20 protein-coding genes and 2 pseudogenes are annotated in these 26,595 nt (G+C 37.3%); 18 read left to right on the top strand and 4 right to left on the bottom strand.

What is annotated here, in order from left to right; all coding sequences use genetic code 11:
• Window positions 1-450: 450 nt before the first annotated feature.
• The 3 genes from ACFIQC_RS03890 to ACFIQC_RS03880 form a co-directional block, all read right to left on the bottom strand.
• Complete coding sequence (locus ACFIQC_RS03890; protein ID WP_375621204.1) at window positions 451-858, bottom strand: hypothetical protein; 408 nt, start codon at window positions 856-858, stop codon at window positions 451-453.
• A 537-nt stretch (window positions 859-1,395) separates the two neighbouring features.
• Window positions 1,396-2,259 (bottom strand): prephenate dehydratase, encoded by an 864-nt coding sequence (locus tag ACFIQC_RS03885; RefSeq protein WP_375611800.1) that lies wholly within the window; start codon window positions 2,257-2,259, stop codon window positions 1,396-1,398.
• Entirely contained in the window at window positions 2,256-2,987 is a 732-nt protein-coding gene (locus ACFIQC_RS03880) for a 3-deoxy-manno-octulosonate cytidylyltransferase (protein ID WP_375611799.1), read from the bottom strand. The genes ACFIQC_RS03885 and ACFIQC_RS03880 overlap by 4 nt, the downstream gene beginning before the upstream one ends.
• Window positions 2,988-3,112: 125 nt before the next feature.
• Here ACFIQC_RS03880 and ACFIQC_RS03875 point away from each other — a divergent pair, with 125 nt between their 5' ends.
• Window positions 3,113-3,676 (top strand): c-type cytochrome, encoded by a 564-nt coding sequence (locus ACFIQC_RS03875; RefSeq protein WP_375611798.1) that lies wholly within the window; start codon window positions 3,113-3,115, stop codon window positions 3,674-3,676.
• Between the two features lie 927 nt (window positions 3,677-4,603).
• Here ACFIQC_RS03875 and ACFIQC_RS03870 read toward each other — a convergent pair.
• Complete coding sequence (locus ACFIQC_RS03870; protein ID WP_375613322.1) at window positions 4,604-5,398, bottom strand: molybdopterin-synthase adenylyltransferase MoeB; 795 nt, start codon at window positions 5,396-5,398, stop codon at window positions 4,604-4,606.
• 87 nt (window positions 5,399-5,485) lie between these two features.
• Between ACFIQC_RS03870 and gshB the strand changes: the two genes are divergently transcribed.
• From gshB to ACFIQC_RS03785, 17 genes and pseudogenes are all read left to right on the top strand, one after another.
• On the top strand, window positions 5,486-6,433 hold the full coding sequence (gshB, locus tag ACFIQC_RS03865) for a glutathione synthase (RefSeq protein ID WP_375627632.1): 948 nt from the start codon (window positions 5,486-5,488) through the stop codon (window positions 6,431-6,433).
• A gap of 133 nt (window positions 6,434-6,566) precedes the next feature.
• A complete protein-coding gene (locus tag ACFIQC_RS03860; RefSeq protein ID WP_375613323.1) occupies window positions 6,567-7,613 on the top strand; it encodes a substrate-binding domain-containing protein in 1,047 nt (348 codons plus the stop codon).
• A gap of 75 nt (window positions 7,614-7,688) precedes the next feature.
• Complete coding sequence (gene pstC / locus ACFIQC_RS03855) at window positions 7,689-9,149, top strand: phosphate ABC transporter permease subunit PstC (protein ID WP_375611794.1); 1,461 nt, start codon at window positions 7,689-7,691, stop codon at window positions 9,147-9,149.
• Window positions 9,146-10,435: a phosphate ABC transporter permease PstA gene (pstA, locus tag ACFIQC_RS03850; RefSeq protein ID WP_375611793.1), complete on the top strand. Its 1,290-nt coding sequence runs from the start codon at window positions 9,146-9,148 to the stop codon at window positions 10,433-10,435. The genes pstC and pstA overlap by 4 nt, the downstream gene beginning before the upstream one ends.
• Before the next feature lie 51 nt (window positions 10,436-10,486).
• Window positions 10,487-11,245, top strand: coding sequence for a phosphate ABC transporter ATP-binding protein PstB (pstB, locus tag ACFIQC_RS03845; RefSeq protein ID WP_375611792.1), 759 nt, complete (start codon window positions 10,487-10,489; stop codon window positions 11,243-11,245).
• A gap of 21 nt (window positions 11,246-11,266) precedes the next feature.
• Window positions 11,267-11,989: a phosphate signaling complex protein PhoU gene (gene phoU / locus ACFIQC_RS03840; protein ID WP_375611791.1), complete on the top strand. Its 723-nt coding sequence runs from the start codon at window positions 11,267-11,269 to the stop codon at window positions 11,987-11,989.
• Between the two features lie 549 nt (window positions 11,990-12,538).
• Window positions 12,539-13,372: a cell wall hydrolase gene (locus tag ACFIQC_RS03835; RefSeq protein WP_375613326.1), complete on the top strand. Its 834-nt coding sequence runs from the start codon at window positions 12,539-12,541 to the stop codon at window positions 13,370-13,372.
• Window positions 13,373-13,549: 177 nt separating this feature from the next.
• Complete coding sequence (locus ACFIQC_RS03830) at window positions 13,550-14,797, top strand: aminopeptidase (protein ID WP_375706767.1); 1,248 nt, start codon at window positions 13,550-13,552, stop codon at window positions 14,795-14,797.
• A gap of 271 nt (window positions 14,798-15,068) precedes the next feature.
• Window positions 15,069-15,944 carry a bifunctional DNA-formamidopyrimidine glycosylase/DNA-(apurinic or apyrimidinic site) lyase gene (gene mutM / locus ACFIQC_RS03825; protein WP_375621213.1) on the top strand — a complete coding sequence of 292 codons (876 nt, stop codon included), beginning with the start codon at window positions 15,069-15,071 and terminating at the stop codon, window positions 15,942-15,944.
• Between the two features lie 84 nt (window positions 15,945-16,028).
• Window positions 16,029-17,423, top strand: coding sequence for a M20/M25/M40 family metallo-hydrolase (locus ACFIQC_RS03820; protein ID WP_375611787.1), 1,395 nt, complete (start codon window positions 16,029-16,031; stop codon window positions 17,421-17,423).
• Window positions 17,416-18,036: a ribonuclease D gene (locus ACFIQC_RS03815; RefSeq protein WP_375611786.1), complete on the top strand. Its 621-nt coding sequence runs from the start codon at window positions 17,416-17,418 to the stop codon at window positions 18,034-18,036. Before ACFIQC_RS03820 ends, ACFIQC_RS03815 begins: the two co-directional genes overlap by 8 nt.
• Window positions 18,037-19,162: 1,126 nt before the next feature.
• Window positions 19,163-19,492 carry a hypothetical protein gene (locus tag ACFIQC_RS03810; protein ID WP_375621214.1) on the top strand — a complete coding sequence of 110 codons (330 nt, stop codon included), beginning with the start codon at window positions 19,163-19,165 and terminating at the stop codon, window positions 19,490-19,492.
• 1,516 nt (window positions 19,493-21,008) lie between these two features.
• Window positions 21,009-21,842 (top strand): outer membrane protein, encoded by an 834-nt coding sequence (locus ACFIQC_RS03805; RefSeq protein WP_375621215.1) that lies wholly within the window; start codon window positions 21,009-21,011, stop codon window positions 21,840-21,842.
• 335 nt (window positions 21,843-22,177) lie between these two features.
• On the top strand, window positions 22,178-23,011 hold the full coding sequence (locus ACFIQC_RS03800) for an outer membrane protein (RefSeq protein WP_375706766.1): 834 nt from the start codon (window positions 22,178-22,180) through the stop codon (window positions 23,009-23,011).
• A gap of 377 nt (window positions 23,012-23,388) precedes the next feature.
• Window positions 23,389-24,200: pseudogene (locus ACFIQC_RS03795) on the top strand (porin).
• A 183-nt stretch (window positions 24,201-24,383) separates the two neighbouring features.
• A complete protein-coding gene (locus ACFIQC_RS03790) occupies window positions 24,384-25,265 on the top strand; it encodes an outer membrane protein (RefSeq protein WP_375630287.1) in 882 nt (293 codons plus the stop codon).
• A 215-nt stretch (window positions 25,266-25,480) separates the two neighbouring features.
• Window positions 25,481-26,595 (top strand): annotated as a pseudogene (locus tag ACFIQC_RS03785) (hemagglutinin repeat-containing protein); the annotation flags it as partial.

The raw sequence follows: 26,595 nt of genomic DNA, 5'->3' as shown, positions 1-26,595 counted from the left end.
CGATATAAGCGACATTTTATAGTTTCAGATAATTATATTCTTTAATAAGGAGGGAAAAGCGAGATAATTTTTATAAAAAGCTGAATGAGTACGACTTAAAGTGCAGAGAGGAATGCATCTGTAGAGCAAATTTTACTTTTCTGTTTATCTAAGTGATTTGGGTATGGTGTGCTTTATATTACTTAAAATAAAGCAGTTGCGAAGATAGAAGTTATATTCTTATTAAAAAAATAGTTCTGATAGTAGAAAATACAGAACAATTTAAGTTTAGTCTTTTAGTTTTCGCAAAAGTTCTTTAATATCTAACCTTATAAGCAGCTTAAGGTTTGTCATATTAGGATAAAATACCTCTTCAGCGATTAGTTTTAATAGCTCATTATGCCGTATTTTGAAAAAAACACCTGAAAAAAAGAATAACTCTACTCAAATTTAGATGTTATAGAAATATTGTTAATCATAACCTCCTGTGTCACAATCTGTTCCAACAACTTTTTTGTTCGTAATATTTTTAAAAATATAATGTCCTGACCAAGGAAAACTTATATGAAGAGATTTTATATTTTTTAGGGTAAAGATTTTCTTTTCTTTATCATGGGTTATTTTCTTTTCATCATCAACAAAAATTCTCAATTTGTTTAAATCAGAAGGGGCAGAGTATGATAAAGTAAAGGATACTTTCTTCGGTTTAAAGGTATTACAAGAGTATTCAACTCCTTGCTGGAATGTATAGGATGGTGTGATCACAACACTTTCATCCCGCGCAAAATTCCATTTTTTTTCACCAAAGCCAGCAAATGCAACACTAGAGTAGGCGAGAATATTTGCGGCTAATAATCCTCGCGTGAAGACTTTTTTCATTATCCTCTCCTTTTTTCTAACGTGAGGTGAATCATAAATCAGTTTTTATAAAGATACAAGTTCAAACTTAACGCTAAAATCAGGGCTAAGTTGCATTTTCTAGTTTTAAACCATGTTTAGAATGATATTAATCTAAAAGATTCGAATGCTCTATTATGTATAATAATTTGAATTGTTTTGAGAGCTAATTTAGAAGTTCGTTATCTTTATTGGAATATTGTCAGAGGAAATGACTTTTCTCAAGAGGCTCTCTTTGAATATATAAAGGGAAATAGATGGTACAAGCGTTTTTATTTTTGGTTACTGTGTTTTTTTACACTGGTTTTTATACGAGTTGAATTGCGGTTTATCATGATATAATTTGTGAGAAAATATTATGAAAATAATTTATATATTCTATTACGAGCTGTTTTTTCTTCTTCAGTGTTTATGAAGGGTGTTGAGTAGAAAAAATGAGCCCTTTCAAGATGCGTTGCATTATGAAATTTTTACGATGCTTTTTGATATCAACAAAAAATGATAGCAGCTTAATTGCTTTTATATATACGATGTTCGATCGTTTTGTGCTGGATAAGTACCGATAATACGCAGTTCTGCAGAAAAGAAAGATAATTCTTCTAAGGCAAGTTTCATCATCGGGTCTTCAGGATGTCCTTCAATATCAACAAAGAACTGTGTTGCATTGAAATTTCCACCAATTTGATAGCTTTCTAATTTTGTCATATTGATACCATTCGTTGCAAATCCTCCCATAGCTTTATAGAGAGCAGCGGGGACATTGCGCACTCGAAAAAGAAGACTGGTGATGATTTTTTCGCCATTTTGAGGTTTGGGGACATGTCGTTTGGAGCGTGAAAGGATGACAAAACGGGTAATATTATGAGGGTTATCTTCAACATCTCTTTCAATAATATCAAGTCCATAGAGTTCTGCTGCGATTAAAGGTGCTAAGGCAGCCTGTGAACGTTTAGCATTTTTTTTAATAAATTTTGCAGCTCCAGCGGTGTCAGCAGAAACAACAGGTTTCCAACCGTTGTTTCGTATGATTTTTCGGCATTGTGCAAGGGCATGCGTATGGCTGTGGACGGTTTTAATTTCGTCATGTGTAACGCCGGGCAAAACCATGAGTTGAAAATGGATAGGTAAAAAATATTCATCAATAATATAAAGAGATGATTGTGGTAAAAGATGATGAATGTCTGCAACGCGTCCCGCAAGGGTATTTTCAATAGGGATCATAGCAAGATCAGCTTTCCCGCTTTCCACTAAATTAAGGGCGTCTTCGAAAGTAGCAGAGGGAACAGCATCCATATTGGGGAACATATTGGAGCAAGCAATATGGGAATTAGCGCCGTATTCTCCTTGGAAAGAAATTTTATTGGTTTTTTTAAGTATTTTCATGCTAAAATCTCACAAACTCTATCGAGATCATGTTGTGTGTCTACACCTAAGGGAATTGTATCGACTATTTCCACATCAATACGCATATTGTTTTCTAATGCACGTAATTGTTCAAGTTTTTCACGTTTCTCAAGTGGTGAGGGTTTGAATGATACAAATTTCTCAAGTGCTTCGCGCCTATAGGCGTATATTCCAATATGGTGATAAAGAGGACCCTCTCCATAAGGTGCTTTGGCGCGCGTAAAATAAAGAGCACGAAGGCGATTTTGAGAAAGCGGTGTACCAATGATTTTGACAACATTGGGATCTCTTGTTTCATTTTCTTCAATGATTTTGGCACCCAAGGTTGCAATATCAGTAAAGCTATTTTCTAAAGGGCGTAGCGCACGAATGATTTCACGAGGCATGATTGTTGGTAAGTCACCTTGTATATTTAAAATGGCGTTGTAGCGTTGTTCAGGATCAATGCGCACTAAAGCTTCATAAATACGATCAGATCCAGACTTATGATCACCTCGTGTTATGATATATTCATGCCCATAATCTGCAACAGCTTTAGCGATATCATTATGATCTGTTGCAACGATTGTACGTCCTATTCCAGCTTTTTTGGCTTGTTCTGCGACATGAACAATCATCGGTTTTCCGCCAATTTCAGCGAGAGCTTTTTGAGGAAGACGGGTTGAGCCCATACGGGCAGGAATAAGAATAATTGTTTCAAGAGCCATTGTAAGATTCCCAATGTCATCTGTGATGCATTTATGATGTTGTGTGTTATAAAGAAGATGTTGTGTGTTATAAAGAAAAAGCTTAAACTAAAAATGGTAATAAAATCGTGAACATTTGAGTTTTTATGAATCGCTCGAGATTTATTTATTTTATTTGTGCTTGTTTATGTGTGCTGGTCGCTATTGTGGGGATTTTCACACTCAGCAATATAGTTTACGATCATCCTACATCAGTCCAATATCATCATACAGTTGCCAAGAATGATATATTTCAAGAAAAACAAAAAGCACCTGATGTTTCCCTATCACTAAATAGCCGCCTTCAACAAGGCAATTTTGAAAATGGCCGTAAAGTTTTTCGCCAATGTGCCATATGCCACACATCTGGACGCAATGAAGCAGGGCGTGTTGGTCCAGTTCTCTGGGAGATTGTTAACCGCCCTTTGGCATCAGCAGCAGGTTTTGCTTATTCACGGGCATTACGTGCTCATTCTGATCAAAAATGGGATTTTGTAACGTTAGATCGTTATTTACATTCTCCACGTGAAGCTTTTCCTGGGACCATTATGTCTTTTCGTGGAATTAAAAATGACCAAGATCGTGCCGATCTCTTGCTTTATTTACGCAGTTTATCCGATCATCCTGTTCCTTTACCAATGGATAATAATAAAGCGAACGAGCCAAATTAACTTATACCATAGATGTTAATTTTAGAAAGAAGTCTGATTTTTTTTGTAATTTTAGTTTCACAGTTTTATAAAAAGAGCTCTTATTGATGTTTTGTTAGGGGGGGACGCCCCTCACGCAAAACAGAACATATTTAACATTGCATATTTACTCGCTTATTTTAAAGAGATCTTTTATAAAAATGCACTCTTTACGCTGTCGTCTGTGGATTGGTTTTCAAGATTTGTGTGCTTCACTTTTTCTACATATACTTGTCTGTGAAATTATTGCTGAAGGATTATCAATTCATGAGCCGCAGCTTTCTGCTTCTGAATGCAATAATTATGTAATTAAAGCTCTCCATGAGGTTTATCTCAATCCTTCTATACACATCAATCCCTATGTACTTTTACATCAAGTCCCATGTATTTTTCTTATGAACAGAGACAATTGATTGTTCTTATACGTGCAATAATCCTAAGCTGCATTTTATGATGCTCGATGAATAGACGTTTTCTCTTGAGGTTAGAGATGTACGGACAGATCATTAACCTTTTATAGTATCGATCACTAAAATATGACTTAAATTATTTATTTATAGGTTATGGTTTGAAGTAAGCACTTTCATGTGAAACAATTTTTATGTGTGAATAGTAAAATAGTTGAATAGAGTTCTGCTGATTGTATTTTTATCTACGTCGAAAATTTTTTACACAAGAATACTGATAGCAGCTGCGTTCCCACGAGTCTCTGTCCATTTATAGACGATGACATGAAATTATGCTGATAATCCATTATAGAGAATTATTTTTTCACAAAAGGTTTGCCATATTTGTGATAAATTTAATAGGTTTCATTGGTTACAATGTTTCGATGACTTGCGATAAAATTAATTAGTATTTCAATACATATTGCGAGAGTGCTAAAAATTAGTGGAAGAGAGGACATAATCATGATTCTCCAAGCTTCTTAATAACTATGGTATTTTCTTTATAATTTGAGCGTTTATAAGTAATAATATTAAATTGCGCTAATAATCCATTATAGAGAAGAATCTTTCCTACTAATGGCTCTCCGATGTTTGTGATCATTTTAATAACTTCCATTGCTTGTAGGGTCCCAATAACGCCAGGTAAAACACCGATGATTCCAGTTTCAGCGCATGTTGGGATAGTCCCGTGAGCTGGAGGGGTGGGAAATAAATCGCGATAGTGAGGATTATTGTCTTTATACGGCATAAGGACCGTTAATGAGCCATTAAAACGTTCTACAGCACCGCTTATTAAAGGTTTTTTGCATTGGGCAGCGTGATCAGCGAGAAGATAGCGTGTGGTAAAATTATCACTTCCATCAACAATGATGTGGTAAGCATTGAGCAGTTTATCCACATTACTTTTATCTAAGCGTAGGGTGTGTTTTTTAACTACAACATGGGGATTTATTGCTTTTATAGTGGTTTCAGCACTGTCTGTTTTGCTTTTGTTGATTGCATTTGTTTTATGAATAACTTGGCGTTGTAAATTGGAAAGTGAAACGATGTCGTTATCGACAATTCCAAGGGTTCCAACACCTGCGGCAGCCAAATAGGTTAAGACAGGAGCACCAAGACCACCCGCGCCTACAACAAGAACACGTGCTGTTTTTAGCTTTTGTTGCCCTGCACCACCAATCTCAGGCAAAATGATGTGGCGTGCATAGCGTTCGATTTCTTTGTTGTTTAATTTTATATCTGTTTCTTGTGTCATAAATTTTCTCTTGTCATAGTTCTTTTATTGTTTACTAAGTTTATGATGCATAGACCAGTCTGCTTTTAGGATAGAGAGGATTTATTTATGAAAATTGCCATTCAGATGGATCATATTTCAACAGTTCGGATTCAAGGAGATACGACATTTGCACTCGCTTTAGCAGCCCAAGAACGTGGACACTCTCTCTTCCATTATACACCAGATCGTTTATCTCTATACGATGGTTGTGTGATTGCACGACTAGAGCCATTGATTGTACATGATAAAGAGGGAAGCCACTATCGATTAGAAAAGCCTGTTCGTACGGAATTAACAGATATGGATGTGGTTCTTTTACGCCAAGATCCACCTTTTAATCTCAATTATATCACAACAACTCATTTGTTAGAGCGTATTCATCCTAAAACACTCGTTGTGAATGATCCTGCATGGGTACGCAACAGTCCAGAAAAAATTTTTGTTACTGAATTTTCTGATCTGATGCCAGAAACATTAATTACCAAAGATATTGAAGAAATAACAGCTTTTAGAGAGACATTTGGCGATATTATTGTTAAACCACTTTATGGGAATGGGGGCGCTGGTATTTTTTATTTAAGACAAGATGATCGTAATTTAGCATCATTGTTGGAAATGTTTGCAGAAATTTATCACGAACCTTTTATTGTTCAGCGCTATTTAGAGGCAGTACGAAAAGGAGATAAAAGGATTATTTTGCTTGATGGTACACCTGTTGGAGCTATTAATCGAATTCCGACAGAAACAGATGTGCGCTCTAATATGCATGTTGGAGGTCGCGCGGAAAATGTGGAGTTAACAAAACGTGATTATGAGATTTGTGAACGCATTGGTCCAGCCTTAAAGGAACGCGGTCTTCTTTTTGTGGGGATTGATGTGATTGGAGATTATATAACAGAAATTAATGTGACGTCTCCTACGGGAATTCGTGAAATTAAACGCTTCTGCGGTACAGATGTTGCTCATTTGTTTTGGGATGTTATTGAGTTCAAGCGTTCAAATGAATTTATTTGACAGAGGACAAAAACATGGTTTTAAAAAAATGATCCATGTTGTTTTTTATATTTGTTATGTTGCAAATGTGAACTAGAATGACCGTATGATATAAATTAAGAGGCTTTGTTTCCAATTTTTAGGGAGTTTATAGATGAACAAAGTATTATCAATTGGAGTGGGATTGATTTTTGCGCTACTGCTGTCAGCAAATGGAGGCAATGCGCGCGATCAAATACAGATTACTGGTTCATCTACAGTTTTACCTTATCAAAAGATTGTTGCTGAAACATTTGGAGAAATTTATCCCCATTTTAAGGTTCCTGTTATCGAATCGGGAGGAACAGGAGCTGGTATTAAGGAATTCTGCCGTGGTATTGGGGAGAACACTGTTGATATTGTTAATGCTTCGCGAGCAATGAAACCGAGTGAATTACAGTCTTGTTTTGATGCTGGTGTAAAAGATGTTGAGGAAATACGTATTGGGTATGATGGCATTGTTTTTGCAACTGATATTAAGGGACCTGATTGGAAATTACAGCCAGTAGATGTTTATAAAGCCCTTGCTGCTCGAATTATTATAGACGGAAAGTTGCAACCGAATAATGTTTTGAAATGGAGTGCAGTCAATAGTGCTCTTCCTGATTGGACGATAGCAGCGTATATTCCTGGGGAGAAGCATGGGACACGTGAAGTTTTTGAGGAAAAATTACTTACTAAGGGGTGTAAAGAGAGTGGGGCAGTTGAAGTGATGAAGTCTTTAGGAATGGATGATAAGGAGATACACACTGCTTGTATTGCGGTACGTAAGGATGGAAAAGCGGTTGATATTGATGGTGATTATTCTGAAACATTTGCGCGTCTAACTTCTAATAAAACAGGGGTTGGTATTTTTGGTTTGTCTTTTTATCAAAATAATGCTGATAAACTAAAGGTTGCCGATATTAACGGTTTTGCGCCAACAGTTGAGACGATTTCTAGTGGACAATATCCGGTTTCTCGTCCGCTTTTTTTCTATATTAAGAAAGCACATTTAGGTATTATTTCAGGTTTGCGAGAGTATGTTGATTTTTTTCTTTCTGATCAAATGATTGGTCCAGAGGGTCCTTTGGCTGAATATGGTTTGATTGTTTCTCCTGAAAAGGAACGTCAAGCACAGCGTTCTGATTTTTCTGCTGGTCGAGTAATGACATTGAAATAATTTGCAGGGAAAATTTGTTGGATTTCTGAGATAGGAAATTTGGGTGCTATTTTTTTATAAAAACTGAAAGATAAAATGCGCATTTCCTTCATTGTTTTGCTATTATTGATTTTTGGATTTTGTGGCTTTTGTATTTCTTATATGCGAGCACGCATTCTTGAATACAGACAACATAAAATGCATTCTCGTGCGTATTATTATGGCTGGTGGACATTTTTGATTACTGTTATTCCAGCTTTTATTTTTTTAATTGTTTGGGATGCTGGGAGTACAATTTATTTAGAATATAATGCCTCTCGAGAGCTGGGGGCGTATAGTGCGCATGTAACAGAGCCTGTAAATCACGATCTACTTTGGGAGACACTTCGAAGTCTCGTCAAAAAGATTCATCGCTTTGAGGGGAATCTTTCTACCGCTTCCTATAAGGAAGTGCAGGCACAATTACTCGCGAAGGGATTGATTTTATCCGATGAAGCATCGGATGATGTGTTCAAAATAGCACAGTCGTGGGTATTCTCTTCTGAAAAGCTTAAGTTTATAGGTTATGTTTTTCTTTTTGCTATTGCGTCCTTTGGTTTTATCTGTGGAATGATGCAAATTGCGCCTCATCAACGTGCCCGTAATAAAGTTGAATCTTTTATTATTATTGGATTGATTTGTGCATCTATTGTTGCAGTCTTGACAACAATAGCCATTGCGCTTTCTATGCTTTTTCAGACAGTAAGCTTTTTTCAGTCTGTATCCTTTTCAAATTTCTTTTTAGGAACAGTTTGGGATCCGCGTTTTTCCGCGAGCGGTTCCAGCGATGAAGTAGGACAATTTGGTCTAATACCGCTTCTTGCTGGTACGCTTTATATTGCATTTGTTGCCATGCTTTTTGCTGTACCTATAGGACTATTTTCAGCTCTTTATATGGCGGAGTATGCTTCTGCGCGATTGCGAGCAATTGTGAAGCCATTGTTAGAAGTTCTTGCTGGCATTCCAACGATTGTTTATGGCTTTTTTGCTTTGAAGGTTGTGGGACCATTTTTACGAGATCTCTCTGCTTCTCTCTCAGACGGGGTTAGTTTTATTATGGCACAAAGTGTTTTGACTGCTGGAGTTGTGATGGGAATTATGTTGATACCTTTTGTTTCCTCTTTATCGGATGATGTTATTACGGCTGTTCCACGCATTTTACGTGAAGGTTCTTATGGTTTAGGCGCAACGCAATCTGAAACAATTAAAAAAGTTGTTATACCAGCAGCGCTTCCAGGGATTATGGGGGCTATTTTGTTGACGGCATCGCGTGCAATTGGAGAAACAATGATTGTGGTTTTGGCGGCAGGTGTTGCAGCAAATTTAACACTCAATCCTTTCGAAGCAATGACTACGATGACTGTTAAGATTGTTAATCAATTGACCGGTGATTTTGAGTTTAATTCTCCACAAACTCTGGTGGCTTTTGCCTTAGGGATGACGCTCTTTGTTATGACACTTTTGATGAATATTCTAGCTCTTTATATTGTGCGTAAATATCGGGAACAATATGAATGAATGAAGATTTTTTTCCTCGTCGCAATATTAGTCTCAAGCGTCGGTATTGGGCTGAACGTCGTTTTCGTGCCTATGGTTTGATTGCCATTTTTATTGGTTTATTTTTTTTATTTACGCTTTTATGGTCTATCATTAGTCAGGGTTATACAGCTTTTTTTCAAAGTGAAATGACATTATCGATTTATTTGGATGAAAAGATCATTGATCCAAGTGGTCAACGTAAAACAAAACCACAAGTGCTCATGACGGCGAATTATCCACTTCTTGTACGCAATGCTTTAGCGAAGAAACTTAATATCAATCAAAATGATCGAGCCTCTCTTTTGGACGTTAACCGTATGTTTTCAAATGGTGTCCGTGTTCAACTGCGTGAAATGGTGACAAAAAATCCAAAACTGATTGGCACAATGCAAAAAGTTAAAGTTTTGGCATCTGCGGATATTGATTCTGCTTATAAGGGACAGATTGATCTGCGTGTAGCAGAAAAAAACCGTAAAGTTTCTAATCGACAAATAGAATGGATAAAGCGTTTAGCGCATGATGGTACGCTTTATAAAACATTTAATATTGGTTTTTTTACATTTGGCGCTTCAAGTCGTCCTGAGACTGCGGGATTAGGTGTTGCGATCATTGGTTCTCTTTATATGATAGGCATCGTTTTATTAGTTTCCCTTCCGATAGGCATAGCAACGGCTCTTTATTTAGAAGAATATGCACGCAAAAATAAATTTACAGATTTTATAGAGGTTAATATCAATAATCTTGCAGCTGTTCCTTCAATTGTGTTTGGTCTTTTAGGACTCTCTTTTTTTGTTAATTTTTTAGGATTACCACGTTCAGCCTCTTTTGTTGGTGGTCTTGTTTTAGCGCTCATGACTCTTCCCACGATCATTATTGCAACACGTTCTGCTCTGCGTGCTGTTCCTCTCTCTATTCGTTCTGCAGCTTTGGGGTTGGGAGCATCAAAAACACAAATGATTTTTCATCATGTTGTTCCTTTAGCTGCGCCTGGCATTTTGACAGGCACAATTATTGGAGTCGCTCAGGCTTTGGGTGAAACAGCTCCTTTGCTTTTGATTGGAATGGTTGCTTTTGTTGTTAATATTCCTACGACCCCCATGGATCCAGCAACGGCTTTGCCTGTTCAAATTTTTATGTGGGCGGGTGAAGCAGAGCGTGCTTTTGTTGAAAAGACATCAGGTGCTATTATTGTATTGATGATTTTTCTTGCGATCATGAATATTTCTGCGGTTTTTTTACGTCGACGATTTGAACGCCGCCAGTAATTTTAATAAAACAACAGCTTTGATAAGATTTTTGTAAGGTGAATTTTTGTAATGAAGATTAAAATGCGCGGTCAGGATGTGAAGGTTTCTTACGGAGATAAAGAAGCACTCCACGGTATTACACTTGATATTCCTGAACATCAAGTAACTGCTTTGATTGGTCCATCAGGATGCGGAAAGTCAACTTTTTTGCGTTGTTTTAACCGTATGAATGATACAATTGAAGGCGCTAAAACAACTGGTCTTATTACCTTAGATGGGGAGAATATTTATGACACACGGATTGATGTTGTAGAATTGCGCGCTCGTGTTGGAATGGTTTTTCAAAAGCCCAGCCCTTTTCCAAAATCTATATTTGAGAATGTTGCGTATGGTCCACGCATTCATGGTTTAGTTAAAACACGCTCTGAATTGCATGATGTCGTTGAAAAGAGTTTGAGGCAGGCAGGTTTGTTTGAAGAAGTAAAAGACCGCCTTCATGATCTTGGAACAAGTTTATCAGGGGGACAACAACAGCGTTTGTGTATTGCACGTGCTATTGCGGTTAGTCCTGAAGTTATTTTGATGGATGAGCCCTGTTCAGCTCTTGATCCCATTGCAACAGCACGGATTGAAGAGCTTATCGATGCGTTACGGCAAAATTATACAATTGTTATCGTAACGCATTCCATGCAACAGGCCGCACGTGTTTCTCAATATACGGCTATGTTTCATTTAGGGCATTTGGTAGAAGTTGGTGCGACTGAAATGATCTTTACCTCACCAAAAGAGCAACGGACACAAGATTATATTACGGGGCGTTTTGGATAGGTGAATTGAGGAGTGTAAGATATGTCTATGAAACATACTGTCCGTTCTTATGATGCAGAACTAAAATATTTAAGAGTAAGGATTACAGAAATGGGGAGCCATGCAGAAAGGATGATTGAACGTTCTGTCGCATCGGTTGTGAGTAGTGATCTTCAACTTGCAACGACAGTGATTGCCGATGATGTGTTTTTAGATGAAGCAGAACGTGACATTGATGAAAAAGCGGTTGCTATTATTTGCAAACGCCAACCGATGGCTGTCGATTTGCGTGAAATTATTGGAGCCATTCGTATTTCTTCTGATCTTGAACGGATTGGGGATATGGCAAAAAACATTGCTAAAAGGACTGTTGCACTTTCAGAAATACGTCAATCTGCTTCTGTTTATCATGGGCTTGAAACAATTACAGCTTTAGCACTCAATCAATTAAAAGAAGTCTTAAATGCTTATACGAGTCGCCTATTAGAGCGTGTTGACGCGGTGCGTGAGCGTGATGAGAAGATTGATGCTTTGTATACTTCTCTTTTTCGTGAACTTTTGACGTATATGATGGAAGATATGCGCAATATTACGGTTTGTACGCACTTACTGTTTTGTTTAAAGAATATTGAACGAATTGGTGATCATGTTACTAATATTGCTGAAATGCTGCATTATATCATAACGGGTTACCATATGTCCTCTGATCGTCCTCGTGATGACCTTACTTATAAAGTTGGGGTAGGTGAGAAGAAAATAGATTAAAATTTTTCTTATATGTATAAAATAAGTTTGTAGATATATGAGTATTTTCTTACAGTGCAGCTATAAGAAGAATAAGATAACCATTTTATGGCAAAGCACAAAGAAGCAACAAAGAGCTTTTTCAGAGAAGCATGGCAGATTGTTAACTCTTGGTTTGACATATTTGTATATTGGATGATATCATCACTCGTATTGTGGCAGGAGGGGAGTTTTCTAGGGGAATTTCCTTTCAGATCATTTTGTTAAAATTTTATATTAAAGGGGATATCTGTATTATTTTTTCGTATGTAGAAGAAGTGGATAGTGTTACTTTATTGTAATTGAAACGTGTGGGTTATTATAGCCTATATTGAACCATGAAGAATAACAATATCGATCTGTAAATTAAGAGTTTTTTATTTTTTATTTTGCATAGATACTTTTTGATTACCTCTTGTATTAAAATTTTACTGAGTGGTAACAATTAGCTATGTACTTTATTGAGAGATACATTTAAAGCTCATTTCAAGACTTGAATATCTCAGAGATTATAGGAATGTGTTGCATAAGATGAAAAAAAATCGTTGGAATGTTTTTGTTACCTGTTGTGTAGCGCCGTTAGTTGTTGTGGGATGTGCTTCAAGTCATTTAGATGCTGGAAAAATAAATAATAATAAGACAAAAGCGGTTACATATCCATTGACAGAGCGTCAATGTCTTATGCGAGCGATGTATTTTGAATCAAATCGCACAAGCCGTGAAGGAATGATTGCCGTTGGAACGGTTGTTATGAATCGTGTTAATTCAACCGCCTATCCTAAGACGATTTGTGGTGTTGTTGGTCAATATAGGCAATTTGCTCCTGGTGTTTTAACGCGTCCTATGACGGAGAAAGCATCTGTTGCTCGTGTAAGAGAGGCGGCTGATGCCGTTTTACGGGGTGAACGAGATAAGAAAGTTAAACACGCTAAGTTTTTTCATACCGCTGGTTTGTCTTTTCCGTATAAAAACATGCATTATGTTCAGGTTGCAGGGGGAAATGCTTTTTATGAAAAACGATCACGTGATGGAGAGCTTCAAGTTCCTACAAATAATCGCCCTTATGATGTTGCTTATGCTTTTGCTCAAGAACGTTCTGGTCATGCGCCAAGCTTTATAGATGAAGGCTTAGAGAGTAGGGGCGTAAAGGCAGAGAAAAGTACATCTCCTTCGACAGAAGTAGCACAGTCCAAGATGGCACATCCTGCGCCTTTTGCTATGGTACAGCTTGATAAAGTTCCTATCCCTGCCTATGCACCTCAACATCTAGCTAGGAAAGAGGAAAATAAAACGATTATGGTTTTACCTTCATCTGATCAGTTAAATGCAATTGTTGCAATGTTAGAAAAACGACACAGGAACTAGTAAGTTTTTCATGACCAAAGAAGGATGATATACCCATTGCGGTTTATGAATTAAGTGAATTTTAGCGATAATGATACGCATAAATATACGTAGAGAAAGCGAACTCAAAGGATCTGAAAAACAATTTATAATATGACGACATAAAGAACGCATTCTATTTAAAGAAGGGTATTGGTAATGTACTTTGATATTCATGAGACAATTTTGCCTGAAATGCTTAATCGTCTTGCAGAAATTACAGTGAAAGTGGGGTTGAATTTACAAGAGGGGCAGGATCTTGTTTTAACTGCTCCAGTTTCAGCGTTACCTTTTGTTCGGCGTATTGCATATCATGCTTATAAGGTTGGTGCTGGTGTCATTACACCAATTTTTAGTGATGATATGTTATCGCTTACACGGTTTGAAAATGCCCATACAGCTAGTTTTGATTGTGCCCCTTCTTGGCTTTATGAGGGAATGGCAAAGGCTTTTGAAAATGGGGCAGCGCGTTTAGCGATTGTTGGTGATAATCCTTTGCTCCTTTCCAATCAGGATTTTGATAAGGTTTCACGTTTAAATAAAGCCACTTCAATAGCTTACCAGCCGGCACTCAAGCAAATATCAAATTTTGCTATGAATTGGTCGATTGTTGCTTATCCAACAGCAGGATGGGCTGAGGCAATGTTTCCTTCTTTACCACTTAATGAGGCGATTAAAAAATTAGCCGATGCAATTTTTTCTGCTTCACGTGTTACAGGAGAAGATCCGGTGCAGGCGTGGACTGTTCATAATGCACATTTGAAGAAACGGTCATTTTGGCTTAATGAGCAGCGTTTTTCTGCCTTACACTTTACAGGGCCAGGGACTGATTTAACTGTTGGTTTGGCAGATGATCATGAATGGCATGGTGGTGCATCCGTTGCTCAAAATGGTGTTATTTGCAATCCGAATATTCCGACAGAAGAAGTTTTCACGACTCCTCATGCTCATAAGGTTGAAGGTTTCGTTCGCTCAACAAAGCCCCTTTCCTATCAAGGAACTCTGATTGATAATATTGAAATACGTTTTGAAGCCGGGCGTATTGTTGAGGCTCGTGCATCAACAGGTCAAGAAGTTTTACAGCAGGTTTTGCAAAGTGATGAGGGTGCAAGCCGGTTGGGCGAAGTTGCCCTTGTGCCCCATTCTTCACCAATTTCTAAGAGTGGACTCCTTTTTTATAATACCTTATTTGATGAAAATGCTGCATGTCATATTGCTTTAGGGCAGTGTTATTCCAAATGCTTTTTAGATGGGGCATCATTGACGTCAGAAGAGATTGCAGCACGTGGTGGGAATAAAAGTGTCATTCATATTGACTGGATGATTGGTTCTGGTGAAATTGACATAGATGGCATTACCCAAGATGGTGTAAGAGTTCCTGTATTTCGTAAGGGTGAATGGGCTTAATTTTGTTACCATAAAACACGGTCATTTGAGGTGGGGTGGGATGTAAGCTTTATTGATACGTTAAGTATTTTAGAGTGTGTGGTATATATTCAAGGCAGGGTTTGTCCATAAAGCCTTTAGTTAAATGATTCACATGAGTAGGAATCCAAGTAAAATCGACTCATCAAGAATTTGTTTAGTAGATGTAGAGGAAGTCTTCGTTTTTTGAGGGGGGAAGAAGTCAATTTATCAGTGATACGATTGGAAAGTGTATAATTATTAAAGAAGAGTAATGCCTGAGCTTCCTGAAGTAGAGACAGTTCGTCGTGGACTTGAGTCCGTTGTAACTGATGCAAAGATAGTATCTGTCAAACTTAATCGTAGAGATTTGCGCTTTCCTTTTCCTGAGGCTTTTTCTGAGCGCCTTATTGGCAGAACAATTATAGAACTTGGTCGGCGTGCGAAATATTTATTATTTCATCTTTCTCAGGATGAAACGATTTTAAGCCATTTAGGAATGTCTGGTTCATGGCGTATAGAGAATGATTTTTTAAGAAAAGCTTGTTCAGCGTCAAGTAAATTAGTTAAACATGATCATTTTGTCATGGATATTCAGACAAAGAATGGTGACGTTTATCGTCTTATTTATAATGATGTGCGTCGCTTTGGGTTTATGCTTTTAGTCGATACGGATAAGCTTTATGAACATCCACTTTTAAATAAGCTAGGTCTTGAACCTATGAGTAATTCGTTTTCTGGTCGTTATTTACAAAAGGCTTTTGTTAATAAAAAAATGTCTCTCAAGGGTGTTTTACTTGATCAGTCTATTGTTGCAGGTCTTGGGAATATTTATGTTTGTGAAGCACTTTGGCGGAGTCGTTTGTCTCCACAACGTGGTGCATTTACATTGGCATCAAAAACGGCACGTGCACGTGAATTTGCAGATTCTTTAGCACAAAATATACGCAATGTGATTTCTGAAGCCATTTTGTCTGGTGGCTCTTCTTTACGTGATTATATGCATATAGATGGTTCGCTTGGTTATTTTCAGCATGCTTTTTCAGTTTATGGACGAGAAGGCAAGCAATGTTTGGAATGTGGAGCGCCTATTATGCGCATTTTACAGGCTGGACGTTCAAGTTTTTACTGCTCACAATGTCAAAAATGAATAAGGTGTCTTGCAAAATCTTACAAGAGGCTTAAAGTCATCGCATCTATAATATAATTACACAAGGCTTGAAAGGTTTTTTTTATGCTGAATAAAGTACTAACACATCTTGATGGAAATATAGAGAAGAGCCTTGAACGCCTTTTTTCTCTTTTACGTTTTCAATCGATTTCTACAGACTCGGCTTACAAGGATGCATGTCGTAAAGCAGCTGATTGGTTAGTAGAGGATTTAAAAAGCATCGGTTTTGAGGCTTCACGCCGTGATACGCCGGGGCATCCAATGGTTGTTGGGCATCATCCTGGACCTTCAGATGATTGTTTGCATGTGTTGTTTTACGGACATTATGATGTTCAACCTGTTGATCCATTGAGTTTATGGGAGGATGATCCATTTACACCTTCTTTAAAAGAGAGAGATGGAGAGAAAGTTATTTGTGCTCGTGGAGCTTCAGATGACAAAGGTCAGTTGATGACTTTTATTGAAGCATGTCGTGCATTTAAGAAAGAAACAGGGCAGCTTCCTATTAAAGTTACTGTTTTATTTGAGGGAGAAGAAGAATGTGCTTCTCCTTCCCTTATTCCTTTTTTAAAAGCAAATACAGATGAACTTAAGGCAGATTATGCATTGGTTTGTGACACGTCAATGTGGGATGCGGATACACCATCTATTGCTCTTTCTCTTCGGGGAATTATGGCAGAAGAGATTATTATCACAGCAGCGAATCGTGATTTGCATTCTGGTTATTTTGGAGGAGTAGCAGCTAACCCCATTCGTATTTTAACGAAAATCTTAGCAGGACTTCACGATGAAAATAATAGGGCAACACTTCCTGGTTTTTATGATGGCGTAGAAGAAACACCTCCACAGATTTTACAATCATGGAATGCACTTAATTGTACTGCTGAAAATTTTCTTGGTCCTATAGGACTTTCCGTTCCAGCTGGTGAAAAAGGGCGGAGCATTTTAGAGCTTGTATGGGCACGTCCTACCATGGAAATTAATGGTATTAGTGGCGGCTATGAAGGGGAAGGGATGAAAACAGTTATTGCTTCTCAAGCGAGTGCAAAAGTATCGTGTCGTTTGGTGCATAAACAAGATCCAGAGAAAATACGCCAAGCGTTGCGTGATTATGTACGTAGCTCAATTCCTGCTGATTGTAAGGTTGAATTTAAGAATCACGGTTCTTCTCCGGCACTTCAGATTTCTGATGATTCATCTTTTATCAAGGAGGCGAAGGATGCCTTATCACAAGAGTGGGAAGTGCCTGCTGTTTTGACAGCCATGGGGGGCTCGATCCCAATTGTAGCAGATTTTCGGTCAATTCTTGGTATGGAAACTCTTTTGGTTGGTTTTGGACTGGCTGATGACCGTATTCATTCTCCTAATGAAAAATATAATTTAAAATCGTTTCATAAGGGGCAGCGGTCTTGGGCGCGTATTCTTGCTGCTTTAGCAAGTAGGAGGGTAAATGGCTGAGATTCGCGTTCATCAAGGTGATTTACCAAACTTAGACAATTATAAAACTGATGCCATTGCGATTGATACCGAGACTTTAGGATTACAACCCTATCGTGATCGTTTATGCGTTGTTCAGCTTTCTTCTGGAGATGGTACTGCCGATATTATACAGATTGCTAAAGGACAAAAGAATGCACCTAATTTGGTCAAGCTTCTTGAAGATAAAGCGGTCGTAAAAATATTCCATTTTGGGCGTTTTGATCTTGCTATTTTAGCACATACATTTGGTGTTATGCCAGAGGCTATTTTTTGTACAAAGATTGCTTCGAAACTCACGCGCACTTATACGGATCGTCATGGTTTGAAAGAAATTTGTAATGAATTGCTGAATGTGAATATTTCTAAACAGCAACAATCTTCGGATTGGGCGGCAGAAACGTTATCACAGGCACAAATTGAATATGCTGCGTCGGATGTGTTATATTTGCATCGTTTAAAGGTTATATTTGAAGAACGTTTAAGACGTGAAGAGCGAGAAAATGTTGCCAAGGCATGCTTTCAATTTTTGCCTATGAGAGCTAGGCTTGATCTTTTAGGATGGGCGGAAGTTGATATTTTTGCGCATAGCTAACTTTAAAATTGGCTTTTAAATGGAGTTAATTATTGATGTGAGAGGACAAAATGCTTGTACATTATGGGCATTTTATCCTCTCATCTTTTCTGATAAGAATTATAATAAATTCTTAAGTGCTATTTCATTTGAAGTTTAGGCAATAAAGGTACTTTTGCGAATTCATATTTTTTATTTTTGTAACAGCTTTTATTTGAAACAAAGCAATTTTGAGGAGAGGCTGAAAACATACGGTAGGTTGGAAGACTTAAATCTCTGAAACCGGTATACAGCCTAATTGGGGGAGAATATGAATGTGTAAATGTAAAAAACCAATCTCATCTTTACCATCATTTTTAATTCTGCTTTACGACTTTCAAAAGTATTTAAAGCAATGTCTGTTAAATAATAGAGATTACGCATTGCCCCATACTTTTGTTTCTCATGTTTTTAATGGATTTACGTTCTTCGTGTAAAACAGAACGCTCTAAACGGAATATATTTGTGTTGCTAATTCATGTGCTTTTTGTGAAGAAACCGACACCCAAGTTCATTTTACGGTGGCGCTCATAAAAGATATAACAATAAAGCTTCCAATACCAATATAAAATCTATTGAACACTACCATCTTTATGCTTATGGAGTAACAAGCCGCTACCATCCACACAACTGTGCCAATTCCCAATGTTGTGTAAGTCCTTAGCACTTGAGACGGTTCATAAGAGGCATTTTTAGTCTTTTTTTTTAGTGTTTTTTATCTACACAGCTCTCACAACTTGTAACGTGCAAACAAATGGTTTTGATTGATTCAACATGAAAAAGATTTGGAATGAGAGAATCTTATGGTATTTAGGATTCTCAGTCAATATGAATAACGCTAAATTATCATTATAAATCAGTATATTATATGAAGTTCGTATAGTTTATTATTTTCAGACGATACTTCGTGCCTTTATTTATTACTCAATAAGTAATTTCTATGTTGGCAGAGCAGGGCAATTTTCTTTTATTTTAAAATTAAAATGCTTCAAAGCTTTGTTTTTTGAGGATTCTCACTTTTTATCTATAAACATGCTATTTTTCTCTAGAAATTTGCAATGAAGACACTAGATAAAATCCATTATGGATATTTAATGAGGTTAAATTTATGAATATAAAATATTTTATTACGGCTTTCGCTACGTTTGCTTCAATCTCTGTAGCTCAGGGTGCTTCTTTCTTGTCTTCTCAAAAGTTAATAGAGGGTATACCTTCTATTGTTCCTCCTAGAGATCTTTTTTCTAGTGAACAGTTGAGCAAGATCTTCTCTGAAGTTGTTCAAATGGAACTTTCTTGCACGCATAACAACCAATGCATAACAGCAGCTAAGTTAGTACCTGTATCATATTCTGGTAAAAAAAGATTTAAAAAGCCTAAAAGAGGATCAGGGAAAGGAAAACGACCAGACTTATTTGGACGAAGTCCAATGAGTTATTAAAAAGTAAGAAAACAACATCAAGAGGTCTAACGTATGATCGGGAATTGAAGAGAGGAGATATTTTTTATCATTTGAAAAGTGGAGGAGCAGTTGTTCGCAAAGGGTATTATAATTATGTACGGAGGGGGTGAAGAGTACTATTTGGAAAAGATATGGGGAGGTGGATTTCGGTGTAAGAATACTCTGTATAATGGCAATCGCTCGTTACAAAATTCATGGGTTTGGATAAATATAACCTCCCGATTTTGGGTTACGCTGTTATACTGTAAATACTGTCATTTTAAGCGTAACTATACAGCGCATATAAAACTCCTTGATAAGTGTTTTTAGAGTAGGGCTTGTCCAGAGAGAGCCTTTAGTTAAGTGAATCACATAAGTAAGGAGTTAAGAAAAATCCTCTCGACAAGAAACTAAGCTGTTTGCAGAGAGGATCTGAAAGGATACTTCATCAAAATCGAGTGAAGCAACAAAAATGTTAAACTTTTGATCTTTCATGCTATGCTTCGACTACAGAATTTATAAAATATTCATTTGTCTATGATTCAAAATATCAGATATTTTTTCTGCCAAATTCATGATTTTTAAAGCAAGGTGTGGTGTGAAAACTTTAAGAAAGATTTCTCGTTTTTTCAGCTTTAAGGAGATTTCTATATAAGTTTTAATGTTTATCATACCGGTTGTCTGTCTTTAGGTATTTTTTTCAATTTAGCTAAAAAGAGTATGAAATGATAGCCTACAAATAGGGCTAAAGCTCTGGAAAAGATTTTCTAGAAAGTTAAGCAGAAGCGTAAATATGTCAAAAAGGAATAAATTCCTAAATTAAAAACAAAGAGCAAGCGTGATGAAATTACATGTAATTTTGTTGCAGTCCATAGGGTAGTGGAGATCTTGTTTTGTGCGGTACAAGCATTCTTTACAATGATGAAAAAACAATCAAAGAGCTATTCACATTTGGTTATGCGAAGGATGAAGCTAAAAACGTTGTTTGTATGAATTTAAATGGAACAGTTAGATTTAGCTGTTCTCAATATTGTAACGGTCTTCAATATTCAATATTGAGAGTATTAATAGGAGGCATCATGTTAGCTTTTAAATAGTTTTATTTATTCACACACTTGCTTGTTTGTGAGGTGCAGAGGGATGGTTTTGGTTTCTTTAATATAAAAAGGCTTAAGATAAGAGCATCGTCAATATTGCAGACGAATTAATATAAAAGATATTTTTTCATTATAAATCAATATATTATATTTTTATGTCAATAGCACACGCTTTACACGGAGGGTACTGTGGCGCAGTTTTTTTATCAAAATGATAAAGGAGAGAAAACGTGAGGAAAAGAGATCATTTGTGCATGGGCATAGTTTTATTCTCATTATTACAGATCAAGCAATTAAGGGTACTTTGATTGGCTTTTTGTTTTTTTTTATAAGTGTATCATTTTTGCTACAGATATCTGAAGATGGGGCTCTATATGAAACGGTGTGTTCAAATAAATATTCAGCTATGGAGAGAAAATATGAATATGAAATGGTTAATAACAGCTTCTGCTTTCGCTTTTGTTTCAGCTTCAGCAGCACAAGCAGCAGATGTTATTGTTCCCCCAAGACCAACACCTGTTGCTCCCGTTATTGTTGCTCCAACTTTTTCTTGGACAGGTTTTTATGTTGGGGGCCAGATTGGTGGTTTTTCGGGTAAAACGAAAATGGATATTCTCAGTAATGGAAACAAGATTCCAGCGCCTGATGACCTTTTGCCTAAACTATCTGGTTTCATGGGTGGTCTTTATGCAGGTTCCAACGTTGATCTTGGTAATGGCCTTATTCTAGGTGTTGATACAGATATCATGTGGTCTAATAAAGATGACACGAAGACAGGAAAAACATATGTCATTGCCCCAGAACACATCAATTATATTAACAAGGTATTAAAAGACGCTGCAATTAATATTGGTAAAGATGCGCTTAAACCTGGTGCTAAACGAACCCACAGTTTCACTTTTAAAGAAAAGTGGGCTGGTGCAACGCGCGTGCGTATTGGTTTTGCAGCTGAACGCATTATGCCTTATGTTGCTGGTGGTATCGCTTATACACAGCTTCAAGATAGTGCGTTGATTTCAATAACAGATAAAGATTCAGACAAAGTAATCGCTTCTGGTACTCTGTCTGATGAAACAAAGACCCTTGTTGGTTACACCCTTGGTGCTGGTGTTGATTTAGCAATGACCAATAATATTATTGTACGTGCGGAATATCGTTACTCAGATTTTGGGAAAAAGAAATTCTCAAATGATAAATATGAGACTTCTTACAAAACCAATGATTTCCGTGTTGGTGTTGCTTACAAATTTTAACAGATGATAAGTTAAATAACAGAGGCTCTGTCTTTGACAGAGCCTCTGTTATTTTCTGTTGCCATATTATCACACAATACATAATTTATTGTGGATGTGAAAAGATATTATTCAGATTTTCTTAAAAAAAATCATAGACAATAAACAAGAATTACATTTAAAAACCAATAAGTTATTTATATATATATCTTTAGGTTTCTCGTACAAAATCAAGCTATGAAGCGATTTTGTCTGGGATGTGCCCTCCATTTTCTGTGACTGTATCATTTTTACTACAGCTTTTCTTTCTATAATCTTGTAGCACTGTGCTCATAAATAAATTAGGAGCAAAGTTTATGAATATAAAATCTTTAGTAACAACTTCTGTTATCGCTATAGCAGCAGCTTCTGCAGCACAAGCTGCTGATGTTGTCATCCCTCGTGAAACAGCCCCAGCAGTCATCTCAGCAGCCCCTGCCTATTCTTGGACAGGTTTTTATCTTGGTGCTCAGATTGGTGGTCGTTCAATGAAATCTGACAACTTTTCAAACGATTTTAAGTTTTCTGGTATGATCGGTGGTCTATACACAGGTTACAATATTGATCTCGGCAGTGGTGTAGTCTTTGGCTTGGATACAGATGTCTCTTTTGTTGGTAAAAAAGACACAGTTAATTACGGTGAACATAAGGTTGGAGGAGTATTCAATAAAACTGCTGAAGATATTACTAAAATCCTTACAGAAGCTAAGATTCCAGTGAAAGATGGTCTAAAAGTTGCATCTGGAGATGCATACACCGAAAGTGTTACTCTGAAAGAAAAGTGGTCTGGTGCTACACGCGTTCGCATTGGTTTTGCTGCTGATCGTATCATGCCTTATATCGCTGGTGGTGTTGCTTATACGCAAATACAAGGAATTTCCGCAATTGAAGTGAAAAAAGCTGTTGATACTTCTGCTAATCCTTCTGCTGATTCTGGTAAATTGGTTGCTTCTGGTAACGTATATGATGAAACAAAGACCCTTGTTGGTTTCACCCTTGGTGCTGGTGTTGACTTCGCAATGACAGACAATGTTCTGTTGCGTGCAGAATACCGTTACTCAGACTACGGTAAAAAGAAATACTTTAAAGACACAGCTGAACTTCAATACAGAGTCAATGATTTCCGTGTTGGCGTTGCATATAAATTCTAATTTCGTAAAAAACGAAATAAACTTCCAAGAGGCTCTGTCTTTGACAGGGCCTCTATTATTTTCTGTTGTTATATTATCACATACCCTATATTTATTAGGGGAGTAAAAGATATTATTTAGATTTTCTTAAAAAGATTTTTATAAATGACAGATAACAATTATGCCATAAAATCAATAATTTACACATACTTGTAACTTACAATTTCTTATGAAACGTGAAGTTATGAAATGACTTTATCTTGCGTCAGCTTTCGTTTCCTATGATTGTATCATTTTACTACAGCGTTTTTTTGTAGTCGTATAATACTGTGCTCGTAAATAAATGAGGAGCAAAGTTTACGAATATAAAATCTTTAGTAACAACTTTTGTTATCGCTATGACTACAGCTTCTGCGGCACAAGCTGCTGATATTGTCATTCCTCGTAAAACAGCTCCAACAGTTATCACAGCTCTTTCGTTTTCTTAGACAGGTTTTTATCTTGGTAGTTAAGTTGGCAACTTTTCAAGTCAAAGTTTATGTATTTGATTTTGAGACAAAAGAAAAAACTTCAGATAAAGATGCACTACCTATGCCTTCCGGTTTCATCGGTGGTATTTATTTAGGTTCCAACGTAGATCTTGGAAATGTTCTCATTCTAGGTGTTGAAACCGATGCAGTCTGGGCAGACCGAGGAGAGACGAAGACGGTCTCAAAGATTCTTGTGGTTGATGAATTTAATGATTTTAATGATGAATTTGAAGATGCTGGTGTTGCATTGCTGGTGTTACATTGGATGAAAATAAAAAGTTTCAAAAGGGTGACACAGCAGTGTATCGCATTGGTTTCAAAGAAAAAAGGTCTGGTGCAACACGGGTTTGTGTTGGTTTTTCTGTCGCTGACAGTATTATGCCTTATCTTGCGATGGTATTGCTTATGCGCAAATACAAGGTGTTGGTAAAGTTTCAGGAACAAAAAAGTTGGCAAATGGGTAAGCCAAGTAAAGAGTTTCTGCTACAGTATTTAATAAAACAAAAACGATGGAGGGTTTTATCCTTGGTGGTGGTATAGATTTCGCGATGACAGATCATATTCTGCTTCGTGCGGAATACTGTTACTCAGACTTTGGTAAGAAGGAATTTAAAAAGGATTATCTTAAACTAGGCTACACAACCAATGACTTTCGTGTAAGTATCGCTTACAAGTTCTAATTTCATCAAAAGTGCAATTATGAATAAAAAAGTATTAATAAAAAGTTAAATTTTCAAGAGATCTTGACTTTTAAAAAAACGCTGTTTTCTGGGGTTTTATTTGTATGATTGTGATATTTTTACTACAGCTTTTCTATCTGTAATCTTGTAAGGTCGCTTGATAGTTAATTTAGGAGCAAAATTATGAATACAAAATCTTTAATAGCAACTTCTATTGCCGCTTTAATTTCAGCTTCTGCAGCACAAGCTGCTGATGTTATCATCCCTCGTGAAACAGCCCCAGCAGTTATCGCAGCAGCCCCCTCGTTTTCTTGGACAGGCTTTTATCTTGGTGGTCAAGTTGGTAACTTTTCGAGTAAAACTAAAGTAACTATTCCAGGAGAAGATAAAGAACTTTTCAAAAAAGATAACACACCTAGTCCTTCTGGTTTCATGGGTGGTATTTATGCCGGATCTAACGTAGACCTTGGAAATGGTCTCATTCTCGGTGTTGAAACCGATGCAGTTTGGGCAGACCGTGAAGAATCAAAAACAGCCCGTGAATTGACTCTTACTGAAAAAAATGCAGCAGATTTTAATGCTGCCCTTGAAAAAGCTAAGGTTGAATTAAAAGGTCAGCAACAGTTTGAAAAAGGCGACAAGGTAACGGAAAAGCACAGTTACAAAGAAAAATGGTCTGGTGCTACACGCGTTCGTATCGGTTTTGCTGCTGTTGACCGCATTATGCCTTATGTTGCTGGTGGTATTGCCTATGCGCAGGTACAGGGTATTCAATCAGTTACAGGAAAAGGAGAGAGAGTTAAAGTTGAACAGAAAGCTGGTGTGGTTGAAAACCCATCAGTTAAGCAAAATGTAGATTTGACTGGTGGTACTTGGGCTGATGACACGAAGACAATGGTTGGTTTCACTATTGGCGGCGGTGTTGACTTTGCAATGACCGACAACGTTCTTTTACGTGCAGAATACCGTTACTCCGATTTTGGTAAAAAGAAATTCGCCAACGATACACGTGAATTCAACTACAAAACCAATGACTTCCGTGTAGGTGTCGCTTACAAATTCTAATTTCGTAAAAATGAAATTATCAGCACAAAAAATACTAAGGCCTCGTTTAACGGGGCCTTTATTTTATTATCTCTCTATTTTATTCCTCTTAATCTCTTCATTTTTAATGGGATCATACTCCTCATGCAAAACAGAACGCCCTAAACGGAATACACTTGTTGTTGTGTATTCACACATTTTTTTTAAATAAATATTTTTCAAAGTACATCAAGCCCACTTATGTCTCTGGAAAAGATTTGAATATTTTAGGCTCTGATGTTCAAGCAACGGATAAACTCCTCTTGCAAGCTGAGAGGAATGTTTCGATTGATGCCACACGCAACAGTGCCAATAGCCATCGCGGGGATCAAACATCTCATGTCGCGGTGCACAATGGCTCTCATCTAAGTTCTGGAAAAGAGACCACTGTTCTATCGGGTGGCGATATCCATATTGCTGCTTCCAATATAGATGCCAAGGGTAATGTTGCTCTTGGCGCCCAAGGGGAGGTAACAATAGGGGTAAGAAACGATGAGATGGAGTATCATCTTCAGGGCAAAAACACGAAAGTGGACATGCAAGCCTCTCATGCCGTTGGCTCTTCGATAAAATCTGGAGGTGATACCACTGTCATTGCAGGACAGGATGGCAAACCGCATGACCTTAGCATTACAGGTAGTTCCATTGCGGCTGATGGCAAGGTGGGGCTGAAAGCCAGCAACGATGTCCTGATCAATAATGCAGAGGATAGCTCACACCGTGAGATATCTAGCTATACAGATGGCGGTTTTTTTGGGGGAAGTTCATCCTATTATAAAACTTTTGGAGCCACCCAAGTAGTAGGTTCAAGTATAGCAGGAGAAAAAGGCATTGCCATTGCCTCAGGCAACAACACGGAAGTTGTAGCCTCGACGCTCATAGCCGGTAAGGCAGAGGAAACGTCAGAAGAGAAAGCACTGGGAGATCAAAAACAAGCGGATATTACCATTCATTCTGGGGGAAAGATTGTCATAAAAGGCGCCCAAGAACACTTGGACCAGCAAGCACAATCGTCATCAAGTGGCTTTTTGCATGAGGAATCGTCCGATACATCTCAATCGCATACCACAACGGTCTCCTCTATCCTTGGGGCAACGGGAAACATTATCACGCAATCAGACAAAGAGACCACAATCACTGCTTCTCATCTGCTTTCCGGTCAAGATATCAATGTGAGTGGAGAAAGTGTGACGATTGATGGCATGACAGATCACCATAAAAGCCATTCAGAGGAGCATGAAAAGTCTTTTGCTGGTGTGACAGGCTCTGTCAATGTGGGCATTCTTGGTACAGTAAAAGATGTAAAGGATGC

It is taken from the genome of Bartonella sp. AA126HLJHH (assembly GCF_042197425.1).
Classification (GTDB): domain Bacteria; phylum Pseudomonadota; class Alphaproteobacteria; order Rhizobiales; family Rhizobiaceae; genus Bartonella.
The sequence above is the reverse complement of the archived record's forward strand: the minus strand, read 5'-3'. Positions and strand labels throughout refer to the sequence as shown.

Excerpts from the sequence above, each read along its gene's own strand:
- mutM (WP_375621213.1), top strand. The coding sequence starts at position 15,069 with ATGCCTGAGCTTCCTGAAGTAGAGACAGTTCGTCGTGGACTTGAGTCC.
- ACFIQC_RS03875 (WP_375611798.1), top strand. The coding sequence starts at position 3,113 with ATGAATCGCTCGAGATTTATTTATTTTATTTGTGCTTGTTTATGTGTG.
- ACFIQC_RS03890 (WP_375621204.1), bottom strand. The coding sequence starts at position 858 with ATGAAAAAAGTCTTCACGCGAGGATTATTAGCCGCAAATATTCTCGCC.
- pstA (WP_375611793.1), top strand. The coding sequence starts at position 9,146 with ATGAATGAAGATTTTTTTCCTCGTCGCAATATTAGTCTCAAGCGTCGG.
- ACFIQC_RS03810 (WP_375621214.1), top strand. The coding sequence starts at position 19,163 with ATGAATATAAAATATTTTATTACGGCTTTCGCTACGTTTGCTTCAATC.
- pstB (WP_375611792.1), top strand. The coding sequence starts at position 10,487 with ATGAAGATTAAAATGCGCGGTCAGGATGTGAAGGTTTCTTACGGAGAT.
- ACFIQC_RS03885 (WP_375611800.1), bottom strand. The coding sequence starts at position 2,259 with ATGAAAATACTTAAAAAAACCAATAAAATTTCTTTCCAAGGAGAATAC.
- ACFIQC_RS03880 (WP_375611799.1), bottom strand. The coding sequence starts at position 2,987 with ATGGCTCTTGAAACAATTATTCTTATTCCTGCCCGTATGGGCTCAACC.
- ACFIQC_RS03800 (WP_375706766.1), top strand. The coding sequence starts at position 22,178 with ATGAATATAAAATCTTTAGTAACAACTTCTGTTATCGCTATAGCAGCA.
- ACFIQC_RS03830 (WP_375706767.1), top strand. The coding sequence starts at position 13,550 with ATGTACTTTGATATTCATGAGACAATTTTGCCTGAAATGCTTAATCGT.
- ACFIQC_RS03860 (WP_375613323.1), top strand. The coding sequence starts at position 6,567 with ATGAACAAAGTATTATCAATTGGAGTGGGATTGATTTTTGCGCTACTG.
- ACFIQC_RS03815 (WP_375611786.1), top strand. The coding sequence starts at position 17,416 with ATGGCTGAGATTCGCGTTCATCAAGGTGATTTACCAAACTTAGACAAT.
- ACFIQC_RS03870 (WP_375613322.1), bottom strand. The coding sequence starts at position 5,398 with ATGACACAAGAAACAGATATAAAATTAAACAACAAAGAAATCGAACGC.
- ACFIQC_RS03835 (WP_375613326.1), top strand. The coding sequence starts at position 12,539 with ATGAAAAAAAATCGTTGGAATGTTTTTGTTACCTGTTGTGTAGCGCCG.
- gshB (WP_375627632.1), top strand. The coding sequence starts at position 5,486 with ATGAAAATTGCCATTCAGATGGATCATATTTCAACAGTTCGGATTCAA.
- phoU (WP_375611791.1), top strand. The coding sequence starts at position 11,267 with ATGTCTATGAAACATACTGTCCGTTCTTATGATGCAGAACTAAAATAT.
- ACFIQC_RS03820 (WP_375611787.1), top strand. The coding sequence starts at position 16,029 with ATGCTGAATAAAGTACTAACACATCTTGATGGAAATATAGAGAAGAGC.
- ACFIQC_RS03790 (WP_375630287.1), top strand. The coding sequence starts at position 24,384 with ATGAATACAAAATCTTTAATAGCAACTTCTATTGCCGCTTTAATTTCA.
- ACFIQC_RS03805 (WP_375621215.1), top strand. The coding sequence starts at position 21,009 with ATGAATATGAAATGGTTAATAACAGCTTCTGCTTTCGCTTTTGTTTCA.
- pstC (WP_375611794.1), top strand. The coding sequence starts at position 7,689 with ATGCGCATTTCCTTCATTGTTTTGCTATTATTGATTTTTGGATTTTGT.